The sequence below is a fragment of the Paenibacillus sp. EKM212P genome (assembly GCF_011066115.1).
GTDB classification, from domain to species: Bacteria; Bacillota; Bacilli; order Paenibacillales; family Paenibacillaceae; genus Paenibacillus; species Paenibacillus polymyxa_B.
In genome coordinates, this window is sequence record NZ_JAAMNR010000011.1 from 56302 (window position 1) to 70817 (window position 14516).

The following is a 14516-nucleotide window of genomic DNA, read 5'->3' on the forward strand; positions in this document are numbered from 1 at the left end:
TGGTAAAACATATGACTGTAGGAATCCCGTTGCAAAGGCGAGCGCTCCGCTTCTTCGGATTCAAATGATTCGCTCCGCTACCACCAGCATAAAGTCACTGTATTTTTAGGGAGTTATTTATTAAAAAAATTAAAAAAACAGGGGGTCTACCCACGATGGATAAAATGGTTTTGCATCGTATGGAATATTACGGATATCATGGCGTTTTTCCAGAGGAGCGCAAGCTGGGGCAGCGTTTCTATATTGATTTGGAACTGGAGCTTGATCTGCGTGAAGCGGGTGAGCAGGATGCTTTGGACAAAACGGTTAATTACGCCGAGGTACATTACACCGTTAAAGATATTGTAGAAAAGGAATCTTACCAATTGATTGAAGCTTTGGGCGAACGTATTGCATCTTCCCTACTGGACACTTATACTAGTGTCAATGCACTGACTGTCAAAGTCACGAAGCCGCATCCGCCGTTTGATATTCATTTTCAAGGCGTGACGGTTGAGCTTTATCGCGCAAGAAAGTAGGAACGATACATGAATTCACATTCGACCTCTGAGGGATCAGAGGCTTATATTGCTTTAGGGGCTAATTTGGGGGAGCGCGAGCATACCCTGTATGAAGCCATTACGGCGCTGGACGAACATCCGGGTATACGGGTGCTGCGGTGCTCCAGCCTGTACGAAACAGAGCCTGTTGGGTATCTGGATCAACCTTCTTTTTTGAACATGACGGTAGCCGTATCTACAACACTTGCTCCAGAGGAGCTTCTGGTATATATGCTGGAGGTGGAGAGTCGTCTGGGGAGAGTAAGACATATTCCTAATGGTCCACGAACCATTGATCTGGACTTGTTATGGATGGGAGCGGCGCAACTGGCTACACCGGATTTGGAGCTTCCTCACCCTCGTATGTTGGAGCGTGCTTTTGTGCTGGTTCCTTTGGCTGACATCGTTCCGAACCAAGATCCGTCCGGTCTGTACAGTATCGTGCATACTGCATTGAATTCTGTGGATGGAAAGGACGGCATACAGCTTTGGAAAACATGCAGCTGGCGCAACGACTCCGCGCCTTTCGGAAGCTAAAAGGGTTCACACAGCAGGAGTTGGCAGAACGTACTGGTATATCTTTGACTGTATTAGGTGCTGTGGAGCGAGGTAATCGTGCAGTAGACCCAGACATGCTGAACATCATCGCCCAAACGCTAGAAATTGAAGTCCGGGAATTGACGGATTGACGATAAGTATACGATATAAAAGAAGGAATAAAGGGGTGAACAGATATGTTGAAAATCGGCGATATTGAAATGAAAAACCAAGTCGTTCTGGCTCCGATGGCAGGCGTGTGCAATCCTGCTTTTCGCTTGATCGCCAAGGAATTCGGTACAGGCTTGGTATGTGCAGAGATGGTTAGTGATAAGGCCATCATTCACGGCAACAAGCGTACACGTGAGATGCTGTTTGTAGATGAGCGCGAGAAGCCGCTTAGCTTGCAAATTTTTGGAGGCGACCGCAAATCTTTGGTGGAAGCGGCGAAAGTCGTAGACCAGGAGACGAATGCAGATATTATTGACATCAATATGGGCTGCCCGGTTCCCAAAGTGACCAAATGTGATGCAGGCGCTCGTTGGCTGCTTGATCCAAACAAGATTTATGAGATGGTATCGGCGGTAGTGGAATCGGTAAGCAAGCCGGTTACCGTGAAAATGCGTATTGGTTGGGATAGCGAGCATATTTATGCCGTAGAGAACGCTCGCGCTGTTGAACGTGCCGGAGGTCAGGCCGTTAGCGTACATGGCCGTACACGGGAGCAACTGTATACGGGACATGCGAATTGGGATATTATAAAAGAAGTTAAAGAAGCAGTTTCCATTCCTGTAATTGGAAACGGTGATGTGGCATCACCGGAAGATGCCCGCCGTATGTTGGATTTGACCAATTGTGATGGCGTTATGATCGGACGTGGTGCTCTGGGGAATCCGTGGATGCTCTACCGTACGATTGAGTACCTGCAAACAGGTGAGCTGTTGCCTGATCCTTCACCGGAAGAAAAAATTCGTATTGCCATTCTGCATATGGATCGTCTGGTTGCATTGAAGGGTGAAGCAGTGGCTGTCCGTGAAATGCGTAAACACCTGGCTTGGTACCTCAAAGGGTTTAAAGGTTCTGCACGTATTAAGGATGTCATTATGGAAGAAACAAAGCGCGACGATATGGTACGCATTTTGGATCAATTTGTATCTCAATTGCACATGGTAGATAACGATGAGCCTTCTACAAGCTCTGCTTCTCCTGCTGCTGTTGCGCAATAAGGAAGCTGTTCCGGCCTGTGCACGCGATTGACTTTTCCAATTGCTTGCCCTATAATCGTTCAGTATAAAATCTTGATGTATGCTACAAATTGTGTGCAGCTCTCAAGACAACAGCAGGAAATGTTCTCATTCCCTCAGAGTGGCATATTATGTTTTGAAAGCGTGCATTCCGATGCACTTTTAAACTTTTCCCATGACAGGAGAATCGGTTAAGATGAGCGATAAAGAAGTCATTCTGACACAGGAAGGTCTTAGAAAGCTCGAAGATGAGCTTGAGAACTTAAAGTCTGTCAAACGCCGCGAAGTGGCTGAACGGATTAAGGTAGCCATCGGATACGGAGATATTAGTGAAAACTCCGAATATGAGGATGCGAAGAATGAGCAGGCCTTTATTGAAGGCCGTGTAATTACGTTGGAAAAGATGCTACGCAATGCCCGCATTATCAATAGTGATGAAATTGACACCGATGTTGTGGGAGTAGGCGCAACTGTGACCGTTGAAGATTTGGAATTCGGAGATATTACAGAGTATGCTATCGTAGGTTCAGCCGAATCTGACCCCCTACAAAACAAGATTTCGAATGAAAGTCCGGTTGGCAAGGCAATTCTCGGTAAGAAAAAGGGAACTGTTGTGGATGTCACCGTTCCAGCAGGCGTTATTCAATATAAAATCGTGGATATCAAGAAATAAGACACGGACTTTGGAATTTAATGTAAAAGCTTCCTTGTGGAAGCTTTTTTTCTCTACACCCGGACGGACCCCGGCCCGTCTATTCATATTGAAGGAGCTGATTTAGCACCATGTCGGATGAAACTACTAACCAGGAATCACAAGAAAATCGCGAGGAATTAAGTGAACTTTTGCAAATTCGCCGTGCCAAATTGGACGAGCTTCGCTCATTGGGCATTGATCCTTTTGGACGCAAATACATACGCACGGCTGAAGCGGGCGTACTACTGAGCAAGTATGACAGTTTGACTAAGGAAGAACTGGAAGAAAAGAATATTGAAGTTAGCATAGCAGGCCGTATTATGGCTAAACGTGTGATGGGGAAAGCCAGCTTTGCTCATATACAGGATCTTAGCGGACGTATTCAAATTTATGTTCGTCAAGACACGGTACCTGAATCCAAATATAAAGCATTTGGTATTTTGGATCTGGGCGATATTGTTGGTGTTAAGGGTGTGCTCTTTAAAACCAAAACAGGCGAAACGACAATCAAAGTGCTGGATATTGAGGTCTTGTCCAAATCCTTGTATCCATTACCAGAGAAATATCATGGCCTGAAGGATGTTGAATTGCGTTACCGTCAGCGGTATGTCGATTTGGTTATGAACCCTGAAGTACAAAAAACGTTCATTACACGGTCCCGTATTATTCAATCCATGCGTCGTTATCTCGATTCGCTCGGCTACTTGGAAGTTGAAACTCCAACATTGCATTCTATTGCTGGCGGGGCGGCAGCGAAGCCATTTGTTACGCACCATAATGCATTGGACATGCAGCTTTATATGCGTATTGCTATTGAACTCCATTTGAAACGACTAATTGTCGGCGGAATGGAGAAAGTATATGAGATCGGTCGTGTGTACCGTAATGAAGGTATTTCGACCCGCCATAACCCTGAGTTTACGATGATTGAGCTGTATGAAGCGTATGCTGATTATAAAGATATCATGCAATTGACGGAAAACATGGTTGCACATATTGCGCAGGAAGTACTGGGCACACAGCACATTCAATATCAAGGCCAGGAAGTGGATCTGACGCCGCAATGGCGCAGAGTCTCCATGGTTGATGCTGTTAAAGAAGTAACAGGCGTAGACTTTAGCGTGCAGATGAGTAATGAAGAAGCTCATCGTCTTGCGAAAGAGCATAAAGTTTCGGTTGAACCGCATATGACATTTGGCCATATCCTGAATGCATTCTTTGAGCAGTTCGTAGAGGAAACGCTTATTCAACCGACCTTTATTACTGGACATCCGGTTGAAATTTCGCCGTTGGCCAAGAAAAACGAACAAGATCCGCGGTTTACGGATCGCTTCGAGCTGTTCGTGGTTGCTCGTGAGCATGCGAATGCGTTCACTGAGCTGAATGATCCAATCGACCAGCGCCAACGTTTTGAAGCACAATTGCTGGAACGTGAGCACGGTAACGACGAGGCGCATGAAATGGATGATGACTTTATCCGCGCCTTGGAATACGGGATGCCACCAACAGGTGGACTGGGCATCGGCATCGATCGTTTGGTTATGTTGCTGACAGATGCGCCTTCCATTCGCGATGTGCTGCTTTTCCCGCATATGCGTAACCAACAGTAGAATAACATAACATTATGAATATAGAGGATCAGCCGGGCTTCCCGTGTCTTGTTCCTCTTTTTCATAAGAACGGATGGAGAGAATACTCTAATGAAACGCAGCGTCAAGCTTAGTCGGTTCGCATCGCCTCCTTTTATATTGGTCATCGGATATTTATTGATTATTGCATTGGGTACTTTGCTACTGATGCTTCCTGTTGCCAATCATAGTGGTCATGCTCCGCATTGGATTGATTCGCTTTTTACGTCCGTCTCAGCCGCTTGTGTCACAGGACTGGTCGTTGTTGACGTCGATTCAACGTATACGATGTTTGGCGAAACCGTCATTTTGGTGCTGATGCAGCTAGGCGGTCTGGGGTTTATGACCTTAGCGACCTTGTTTGCGCTGTTGTTGGGGCGACGACTATCGTTAAAGGATCGATTGCTGCTTAAGGAGGCTATTAATGCCGATAGCATGGAAGGGATCGTGCGTATTATTCGCAAGGTGCTGATCTTTTCTTTTACCATTGAGGCGATAGCAGCCGTCGTCTTGGCTTTGCGGTGGATGCGAGAGATGCCTGTCGGACAAGCGATCTATTATGGAATATTCCATTCCGTATCCCTCTTTAATAACGGGGGATTCGATCTGTTTGGGACTAGCTTCCAACAGTACGCTGGAGATTTTGTTTTCAATATGATTGCATCTGTGCTCGTTATATCTGGAGGCTTGGGTTTCCTTGTACTTAGTGATTTGTTCGATTTTCGCCGTACCCGAAGACTGTCTCTACACTCCAAAATGGTGCTTAGCGTGTCGGGAGTGCTCATTGTGATTGGTGCGCTGGTTATATTTATTTTTGAGTTTACCAATGCACGAACCTTGGGCGCGTTGAACTGGGAAGGCAAAGTATATGGAGCGGTCTTTCAATCGGTCTCCACGAGATCATCAGGTACGAGCACAGTCGATATCAGCGGGTTAAGACAGGCAAGTCAGTTTTTTATTATGTTGCTGATGATTATCGGTGCTTCTCCGGGCTCCACGGGAGGAGGAATTAAAACGACTACGTTCCTGCTTATGGTAGGTGCGCTAATCGCCGTCATGCGAGGACAGAAGGAAATTGTGTTTTTCCGCCACAGGGTCCCTAACGATATCATGATGCGAGCGCTGACCATTATTGTACTGGCCCTATTTATATTCTCGATTGTGGTTGTACTGCTCCTAATGACAGAGGATGCCCCATTTCTCTCCCTTGCATTTGAGGCTGCTTCCGCAATCGGAACGGTAGGCTTGTCCGTAGGAGTAACGCCAGGATTGTCTGATGCAGGCAAGCTGATTATTTGTGTGACCATGTTTATTGGTCGGATTGGTCCTCTTACGATTGCCTATGCCATTCGTCCACGCTCGACCAAGACATTGTACCGTCGTCCCGAAGGGCATATTGTAATTGGATAGTGTATCTGTAGAAAAGATGTACCCGTGCTGATTAGCATAGGTACATCTTTTTTCATTTCAGATCATCATAATTCTTTATGGGTAGCATATCATGTAAAATGCCCATTTTGAGAACAAAACGAAATGTTCTGAACAGATACTGTTTTTCGCAGAAAAAAACGGCTATTTGTTTCCTTTTATGTAATTATAGACAAAATACTAGGAATATTATGTATAATATTGTATGATAGTGGGCATGAAAGGGGGATAGTTTTGGTAAATACCAATTTCTAATTTGAAAGGAATCATCTATTATGTATTTATTTATTATTAGTGCTGAAGTTTTATTTTGGGTTTTTGTTGTTGCAGGCTTGATCGCAAGGTATATGTTTGGCTTGAAGAAGTTAGGCGGTCTTCTTTTACTATTTACCCCCATTATTGATATCCTGTTACTGATTGCGGTGTTCATCACGGTGAAAAGTGGCATGGAGATTACGACTGCTACTGGCTTGGCGGCCTGTTATTTTGGTATTACAGTAGCATTTGGTCATAGGTTAATTAAGTGGGCGGATGTACGGTTCTCCCATTGGTTTGGTAAGGGACCCAAGCCTGAACGCAAGTATGGTGCTGCTCATGCAAAAGAGGAACGGATAGGTTGGTTGCTTCACCTTTTGGGTTGGGCTATAGGTAATGCTTTGTTGCTCGCCATCATTGTGTATGTTGATGATCCCCAGCGTACGATGTCTTTGGAGGGCATTATGCAAACATGGGCAATCGTTCTGGCAATCGACTTTGTTGTCTCCTTTAGCTATACTTTAGCTCCCAAAAAACAAAAGCGTAGTCTATAAAGGTTAAGGCTTACACTTAGATGATATCTGGCTGGTCACTCAGGATGTTCAAATCGGAAGAGTCATTGTTGGTGAAAATGAAGTGGTTACTTCCGGTAGGTGGGTGATTCTGTCATCGGAATGTAAATATTTACAAAAATATGCGGATTTTATGTTTAACTCGCTTTGACAGTCACCTTGTTTTTGCCTCGCTACCTTTTTTCACATACATGTATTCCTTTCGATTTGAACACAGACCAACAGAAGCAACACAACTATTTCTTGTGAGATGACAGACAGCATACACGTTGTGTTTTCCAGGCCTTAGTAAGAAGGATCGTTGTAAGACGAATTTATGGGTCTAGTATGGAAGTGCTTGGAATTTGAAAAAACTGGTCTCGAGATTCCAGCTGAACTCAACTGCGGAGTAGTGTTCTACCCATTCACACAAATTTTAAAATAAATTTTGTGATTTGCCTAAAACGTCGCCTATCCAAGTTTGGCAATTAACGCGATAATATTCCAGGAAAGATTACATATGTCTATAAATGTAGACATACGCAATTAAGTTGTTATTTTGTTTAAAAATGTAAAAAAGAAAGGTGGTTTCTGTGGCAGTACTACTGAGCGGTAAGAACATTTTGATTATGGGCGTGGCTAATAACAGGAGTATTGCCTGGGGGACAGCTCAATCTTTAGCTGCTGAAGGAGCACAGCTCATTTTTACTTACGAAAATGAGAGGGTTGCAGAGCGGGTACTAAAGCTCGTTGAAACCATTCCGGGAGCACTGGTCTGTCCTTGTAATGTACAAAGCAATGAAGATCTTGATGCATTGGCGGATTTTCTAAAAGAAAAAGTAGGCGTATTGCATGGTTATTTTCACAGTGTCGCCTATGCTAAGGCTGAGGATTTGGATGGCTTGTTCGTTGACACTTCTCGCGAGGGGTTCGCTGTTGCACAAGAAATCAGTGCCTATTCTCTGGCTGCTGTATCCCGTCGAGTATACCCACTGATGACAGAGGGTGGAAGTATCGTCACCATGACGTATATTGGCGCAGAACGAGCGATCAAAAATTACAACGTTATGGGTGTAGCGAAGGCTTCACTGGAAGCCAGCATGCGCTATCTGTCGAATGATCTGGGCACATATGGCATTCGTGTAAATGCGATTTCCGCTGGTCCGATACGGACTTTGGCTGCCTATGGCATTAAGGATTTTAACACAATGCTCAAACATATTGAAGAAACTACGCCCCTACGCAAGACGGTTGATACGTCTGAAGTCGGAGATACGGCGTTATTCCTATTTTCCCATTTATCGAGAGGCATTACGGGTGAAGTTATCCATGTAGATGCTGGATACCATATTACGGGGATGTAAGGAGGGAACGTTGTGCTTATTACGCATACGGATTGCCGGATTATCTCACCTGAAGGAATTATGACCAGGGAGCGTCTGGAGCGAGACGTTACGATCTTCTCCCGGATGTTGACTCTCAGAGGAATTCCCGAAGACGGTAGAGTGATTCTGAAAGCGGCCAATTCCTATTGGTTTGTTGTGTCTCTGTTCTCCCTGTGCAATATCGCTGTTTCGGTGACTGTGGTGGACGAGCAGACTGTGCTCGATGAGGTGGCCCAAATCTATGATGAAGCGGGTGCCTGTTGTATCCTTACGGATTCCGATTTAGAACTTCCTCATGCTCTCGTTATTCTGATTCAAGATCTGATTCAAGAAGAAGCAGTACACCCGGATTGGGTAGGAGAGCCAAAGCTTGAAGCCCTCGACTTTAGCAAGTGGTGCGAGAGGTCAGATGCGCTCATTCTGTATTCTTCAGGTACGACAGGCAAACCCAAGGGAATCGTGAAAGCTGGTTCAGCTTTTATGGAGAATATCAGGCATTCCATACACGCCATGAACTACCTACCGTCTGACCATATGCTCCCCGTTGTGCCTTTTTCTCATTTTTATGGAATCTCACTTATCTTCTCCTGGTGGTTAACTTCATGTTCTCTCATCATCTGCAATCCAAAAAACCTCTGGAGCGTCATTGCAAGTATTACGAAAGACCGGGCGACGGTCGTAGACGCTAACCCCTCTGCTTTTTACACCTTGTTGCGTATGCTAAACCGAAAACCCGAACAACTGGAAATGGTCAAGGAAGCTCCGGTGCGCATGTGGTGCGTAGGCGGTTCCCCACTTACCCAGGACCTTGAAGAGAAATTTAACAACATATTTGGACAGCCCCTGCTGAATGGTTACGGCCTTTCTGAACTGGGCAACGTTACGCTGGGGACGCTAGAGTGTCCGAAGGGTTGTGGCCTACCATTACCTGGTGTGGATCTGAAAATACTAGATTCTACAGGCAACCAGCAGGCGGACGGTATCGTAGGCGAAGTGTGGATACGCAGTGCTGGATGCATGGAAGGTTATCTAAATCGTCCAGACCTGACGCAATCCGTTCTACAGGACGGCTGGTTCAAGACGGGGGACCTGGGCTATCTGGATGACGGAATGCTGTATGTCATTGGTCGCAGCGGTAAGACGGTCAACCGGATGGGCTATATGGTCTCTCCAGTCTATATCGAGGACCGAATTGGTTCGCTAGGCTACCGATCCTGCGTGATTACCTTGGAGGATGAGGCTAAAGGGACATTGCTTGTCGCATTCATCGAAAGTGATTCCTCACAGGTCGTGCCTGTGCTCCGCAAAGAGATGAGTCAGGTACTCCCTTCATACATGTTTCCCGATCTTTTGCTTCCGCTCGATCATTTTCCTTTAAATCGCAATGGAAAAGTAGATCGTCTGGAGATGGAGCGTGTTGCTCTAGAGAAAGCTGCTTCTCGCAAAGCATAACAAGATATATACCAAAACTGCATACAGGAAAGGGAGAATGTGCCATGAGTATAAATCCAGAACTGGCAGAAAACACACTGTTTCTGAAAAGGCATGAATCTATTCTGAAATGCCTCAATTATTTGATTGAAAATCGGCAGGAAGTGATGGATATTCTCACACAATTTTCATCCTATCGGGCTGCCAATGCAGAAATTGACTCCACGATCCTCACACTTCAAGGTGCTCTGCAAGAAGTTCAGACCTATCAGCCAAGCTGGCAACAATCTATGGCTGTATTTATGCCTTCCAACGTCATTTTGTACTCCTATGCATTATACCTCTTGATTCCGTCCCTGTACGTTGAAAATATAGACTTTCGCCCTTCTTCTCACGTAAACGAGTACGTTAACATGCTGCATGAAAAGCTTCAGGCTGTACATGGATTACCCATCTATATTCGTAAAGTTAGCCAGAAGGTGTTCATGGAGAATTCCGTGATGCCAGCTGATATTGTGGTGTTCACCGGAAGCTATACCAATGCAGAGAAGATCAAAAAACAGATTCGAAAAGATCAGCTCTACATTTTTTACGGACAAGGACTAAATCCTTTCATCATCGGACCTGATGCAGATCTGGAGCTGGCGGTTACCGATGTGATCCGAATGAGATTGTTCAACTCTGGACAAGACTGCCTAGGCCCCGACATCATTCTGGTACATCAAGATGTGAGTGAGCATTTCAAAGATCTGCTGATCCAACAGCTTGACCAACTCGTGTTTGGAGCCAATGATGATCCGAACGCAAACTATACCCCTATATTCTATAAAGACACGCTATATTCGGTTTCCGAATATTTTAACACGAACGATAAGTTTATTATTTACGGCGGCGGCATTGATTTCCGTACGAAAAAGATGGAGCCGACGGTTGTATATAGTGAATTGGATCAGAATCTGGAGATTATTGAGTATTTTTCGCCAGTCTTCAATGTAGTTAGCTACCAAGACGACGAGCAATTGATCAAGCGTATTTCCTCCAGTTATTTCAGTGAACGTGCAATGGGTTGCAGCTTATACGGATCGGAGCACCTGACTGACGTTCTGCGAAAGAAGCACACATTGACCATTAATCAGACGCTTGAGGATGTGGATCAAGGCAATAAGCCTTTTGGTGGCTACGGCACGATGTCGAACTATATTTTTTACGATTTCAAGCTCATTTCGAAGCCGATCTTGATTTCAGAAATTGTCGCAGAATATTTGTCGGAAAAGAGGAGTTTGGTATGACTGCGAGCTTCTTTCCCTGGGATGCCATCATTGGCTACTTAAAATCGGCTGGGGTTCAGCATCTCTTTGGATTACCAAGTGATGATCTCAAAATCGTATCGTCACTCCCCTCATCCGGTATGGATTTTATCCTGTGCAAAGATCAACGTAATGCTGTGTTCATGGCAGCAGGTTATGCGCTCACCACCAACCAGATGTCCGTGTGTGTTGTGGGGAAAGGCCCTGCGCTCAGTAATACACTCACAGGGTTGCTGGAAGCGAAAAACCTGGGCGCTCCGCTCCTGCTTCTGGCGCTTGGCACTGGCGGAGACAAGCTGGGTACCCGATCCTTTCAGGAAGCGGATCAAATCTCACTCGTGAAGCCGCTCGTAAAATGGGCTTATCGTGTCGAGCATGTGGATCGGCTTGTATGGGCGATGGAGCGGGCTGCCTTTTTGGCTATCAATGGAGCACCGGGTCCTGTCTATATCGAACTCCCTGAAAATCTGATGGACCAACCTGTGCCAACAGGGCTTCAGTTTACCCCACCAGAAAAGCTGTCGTGCTCTCCGTCTCGTCGGGAGTTGGATGCATCGTGGGGAATTATTGAGAACGCCCGCAGGCCACTCATTCTAGTCGGAGGCGGAATGAAGTCAGGTACAGGTGATGTGATTGAACGGTTTGCTAACCAACATGGAGCGGCCTTGTTCGCAACCGCCTCGGGACGGGGTGTAGTTGATGAAGACCACGAACTCTTCTGTGGTGTTGCGGGACTCTATACAGATCTTAGTCTAAGACAAATCTGGAAGGAATCTGATGTGGTAATCACACTGGGCAGTCGATTGGAAGAAACGGCTACTTTTGAGTGGGATATTTTGCTACAGGATACACCTTTGATTCAAGTCAATGTAAATCTGGAGGATTTTGCACACGAGTACAGGGGTATCAAGGTGCTTGGTGATGGATATGCAGCGGTGGAGCAGTGGCTTGAACGGCGCGGCCAGGAGCCTGATGGAGTGTGGCTTGAAACGATTAGGAGCTGTAAACAGGAGGCTTTTTCTCACAGGGCTATTTATTTGGAAGAGCTGAAAAAGACCCCTGGAATCCACGTTCCTGAGCTGTTGGACATGATTCAGACGGAGTTCCCTGAAAATCTGGTGCTTCTTCAAGAGAATGGATTGCAGGATATGTGGTCCTATTTTTATCCATATTTTCGCTTTGCCCAAGGCTCTCTTTCGATTGTTCCTAGTGATCAAACGAGTCTTGGATTCGGTGCGGCTGCTGCTCTGGGAGCAAGCGTGGCAACACAACGTCCAGTAGTGGCACTTGTAGGTGACGGTGCGTTCAATCTCTTCTGTTCGGATTTTATGACGGCGGTGGAGTATCAAATACCGTTAATCTATCTCGTACTCAATAATGGTGGGTATGGTTGGTTACAGAATCAAATGAATTATAAGCATCTCACAGGGCAGTCCCTCCCGTTTGTTTCTGAGGCGGCCAAGACAGGAATTCAAATTCCTCAGTACGAGTTTGTGGAAAGTCTTGCAATTCGGAGTAAGGGAGAGGCACGGGAACAGCTTCAGCTTGCTTGGCAAAAGTATCAGGAGAACAAGCTTGTGATCGTCGAGGTATATGCTGATCTTGCGGATGTGCATGAAAAAATCAGTCATGTGTATGGCGACTTTCCTCTCTACGAGCAACAGGCTTCTAAGAATTAATTTCAACGAAGGACGTGGATACAGTGAGAAGACGTGTTGTAGTGACTGGACAGGGAGTCGTAACGCCGGTCGGGCTTAATCTTACGGATTTCTGGAATTCACTGTTGGAAGGAAAAAGTGGAATCGGACCTGTCACTGCTTTCGATACAGCGGACATTCCGACAAAGATCGGTGCACAGGTTACGGGCTTTGACCCCTTGCAATATATGAGCAAGAAGGAAGCTAATAAAGTCGCACAGTTCACTCAGTTTGCTTTGGCGGCTGCCCGGCAGGCAGTGGAGCAATCAAAATTAGTGATTGATGAGCGGAATGCAAGTCGCGTGGGAGTTATTGTCGGCTCTGGAGCAGGCGGCCTCGATGTTATAGAGGAGAACTATGGGAAATTAACAAAGCTTGGTCCCAAAAGAGTTTCTCCTTATTTTGTTTCCTCGATGATGATTAATTCAGCACCTGGTGAAATCTCCATTGCTATCGGAGCCAAGGGGCCTTCTTTTGCTGTGGTTACGGCTTGTGCCACAGGAAGTAATGCCATTGGTGAGGCATTGCGTACGATCCAGTACGGCACGGCTGATGTCGTGGTTGCCGGTGGAGCTGAAGCCAATTTTAGTCAGCTTGATCTGGCATCTTTTGCGAATATCCATGCTCTCTCCAGACGTAATGAAGAGCCGCAGAAGGCTAGTCGTCCGTTTGATGTGGATCGCGATGGATTCGTCATCGGTGGAGGAGCAGGAGTCTTGGTGCTGGAGGAGTTGGAGTATGCTTTGAACCGCGGAGCCACCATTCTGGCCGAAGTTGTGGGTTACGGATGCACAACTGATGCGTATCATATCACGGCTCCAGATCCCTCTGGCTCCGGCCCGGCAGAAGCGATCAATATCGCACTGCAGGATGGCGGCTTAACACCGCAGGAAATCGACTACGTCAATGCCCACGGTACGAGTACGCCATTTAATGATCGTATGGAGATTAATGCTATTCAAAAAGTATTCGGGGAGCATGCCCCCCGTTTGGCGATATCGTCTATTAAATCCATGACTGGTCATTTAATGGGCGGTGCAGGGGCAGTCGAGTTAATTGCGACTGTGCAGAGTATGATTCACAGCAAAGTACCACCGACACTCAATTGCGACAATCCTGAGGCTCCTGAATTGAACTTTGTGCCGCATGTATATCAGGAACGCGAGGTCCGCGCGGCGATTAGCAATTCATTTGGTTTCGGAGGGCACAACGTCTGCCTTGCTGTTCGCAAGTGGGAAGGGGAATAAGCCTGTGAGCGAAGAGCTAATCCATATCCCGGATGTGCTTCCGCACCGGTACCCATTTCTTCTGTTGGATGGCGTGACCGGGTACGAAACGTCGCAATGGGCGAAGGGATACAAGCTTGTCACCTGGAGTGAGTGGTTCATTACTGACACTAACCCATACATGCCTCCTATGTTGATTGTGGAGTCGCTTGCACAATTAGCGGCATTCGCTGCGATTGATAAAAAAGGCATTTCATACCTGACTAACCTCAATGGAATTCGATTCCACAGCTTGGCCAAGCCTGGAGACCGAATTGATCTCTATTTTGAAGTGATCAAGCGTCGGCGGGGCTATATTCTCGGAAGCGGTCGGGCTTCCGTAGGGGATCGATTGGTGGTTGAGGCGGAAGAAATTGTTTCACTGGATCAATGACGGGGTGGAAGCGCACGTTAAACTGTCCTTTTGTCCTCCTGACTGCCAGGTGCAGCGGGAGGATATTCACATCATGGAATAGGAGTGAATGAGATGAATGACATGCAGTTATATGATTTAACAAATGCGCAGAAGCGTATATGGTATACCGAATTACTCTA

Annotated in this window: 14 protein-coding genes; all 14 read left to right on the plus strand. The window is 46.2% G+C overall.

Going from position 1 to position 14516, the window contains the following annotated elements; genetic code table 11:
- Positions 1 to 155 precede the first annotated feature (155 nt).
- The 14 genes from folB to G9G54_RS23200 all read left to right on the plus strand — a co-directional run bounded on the left by folB (position 156) and on the right by G9G54_RS23200 (position 14355).
- Positions 156 to 518 (plus strand): dihydroneopterin aldolase, encoded by a 363-nt coding sequence (gene folB, locus G9G54_RS23135; protein ID WP_023986457.1) that lies wholly within the window; start codon positions 156 to 158, stop codon positions 516 to 518.
- 9 nt (positions 519 to 527) lie between these two features.
- Complete coding sequence (gene folK, locus G9G54_RS23140; protein ID WP_165179768.1) at positions 528 to 1076, plus strand: 2-amino-4-hydroxy-6-hydroxymethyldihydropteridine diphosphokinase; 549 nt, start codon at positions 528 to 530, stop codon at positions 1074 to 1076.
- The gene (locus tag G9G54_RS23145; RefSeq protein ID WP_185156326.1) at positions 1028 to 1228 is read left to right on the plus strand and encodes a helix-turn-helix domain-containing protein; all 201 of its coding nucleotides are present in this window, start codon (positions 1028 to 1030) and stop codon (positions 1226 to 1228) included. Before folK ends, G9G54_RS23145 begins: the two co-directional genes overlap by 49 nt.
- Before the next feature lie 45 nt (positions 1229 to 1273).
- Entirely contained in the window at positions 1274 to 2302 is a 1029-nt protein-coding gene (dusB, locus tag G9G54_RS23150; protein WP_165179769.1) for a tRNA dihydrouridine synthase DusB, read from the plus strand.
- A 214-nt stretch (positions 2303 to 2516) separates the two neighbouring features.
- Positions 2517 to 2993, plus strand: coding sequence for a transcription elongation factor GreA (gene greA, locus G9G54_RS23155; RefSeq protein ID WP_013308160.1), 477 nt, complete (start codon positions 2517 to 2519; stop codon positions 2991 to 2993).
- A 110-nt stretch (positions 2994 to 3103) separates the two neighbouring features.
- Complete coding sequence (gene lysS, locus G9G54_RS23160) at positions 3104 to 4624, plus strand: lysine--tRNA ligase (protein WP_061831234.1); 1521 nt, start codon at positions 3104 to 3106, stop codon at positions 4622 to 4624.
- Positions 4625 to 4714: 90 nt separating this feature from the next.
- Positions 4715 to 6052: a TrkH family potassium uptake protein gene (locus G9G54_RS23165; RefSeq protein ID WP_061831233.1), complete on the plus strand. Its 1338-nt coding sequence runs from the start codon at positions 4715 to 4717 to the stop codon at positions 6050 to 6052.
- Between the two features lie 293 nt (positions 6053 to 6345).
- Positions 6346 to 6879: a hypothetical protein gene (locus G9G54_RS23170; protein ID WP_165179770.1), complete on the plus strand. Its 534-nt coding sequence runs from the start codon at positions 6346 to 6348 to the stop codon at positions 6877 to 6879.
- Between the two features lie 590 nt (positions 6880 to 7469).
- On the plus strand, positions 7470 to 8240 hold the full coding sequence (gene fabI / locus G9G54_RS23175; protein WP_165179771.1) for an enoyl-ACP reductase FabI: 771 nt from the start codon (positions 7470 to 7472) through the stop codon (positions 8238 to 8240).
- Between the two features lie 12 nt (positions 8241 to 8252).
- On the plus strand, positions 8253 to 9713 hold the full coding sequence (locus G9G54_RS23180) for a class I adenylate-forming enzyme family protein (RefSeq protein WP_165179772.1): 1461 nt from the start codon (positions 8253 to 8255) through the stop codon (positions 9711 to 9713).
- A 44-nt stretch (positions 9714 to 9757) separates the two neighbouring features.
- Complete coding sequence (locus G9G54_RS23185) at positions 9758 to 10981, plus strand: aldehyde dehydrogenase family protein (protein WP_061831230.1); 1224 nt, start codon at positions 9758 to 9760, stop codon at positions 10979 to 10981.
- Positions 10978 to 12678 (plus strand): thiamine pyrophosphate-binding protein, encoded by a 1701-nt coding sequence (locus G9G54_RS23190; protein ID WP_165179773.1) that lies wholly within the window; start codon positions 10978 to 10980, stop codon positions 12676 to 12678. The genes G9G54_RS23185 and G9G54_RS23190 overlap by 4 nt, the downstream gene beginning before the upstream one ends.
- Before the next feature lie 23 nt (positions 12679 to 12701).
- Positions 12702 to 13943: a beta-ketoacyl-ACP synthase II gene (fabF, locus tag G9G54_RS23195; protein WP_013308168.1), complete on the plus strand. Its 1242-nt coding sequence runs from the start codon at positions 12702 to 12704 to the stop codon at positions 13941 to 13943.
- 4 nt (positions 13944 to 13947) lie between these two features.
- Entirely contained in the window at positions 13948 to 14355 is a 408-nt protein-coding gene (locus tag G9G54_RS23200) for a 3-hydroxyacyl-ACP dehydratase FabZ family protein (RefSeq protein WP_025721676.1), read from the plus strand.
- The last annotated feature ends 161 nt before the right edge of the window (positions 14356 to 14516 follow it).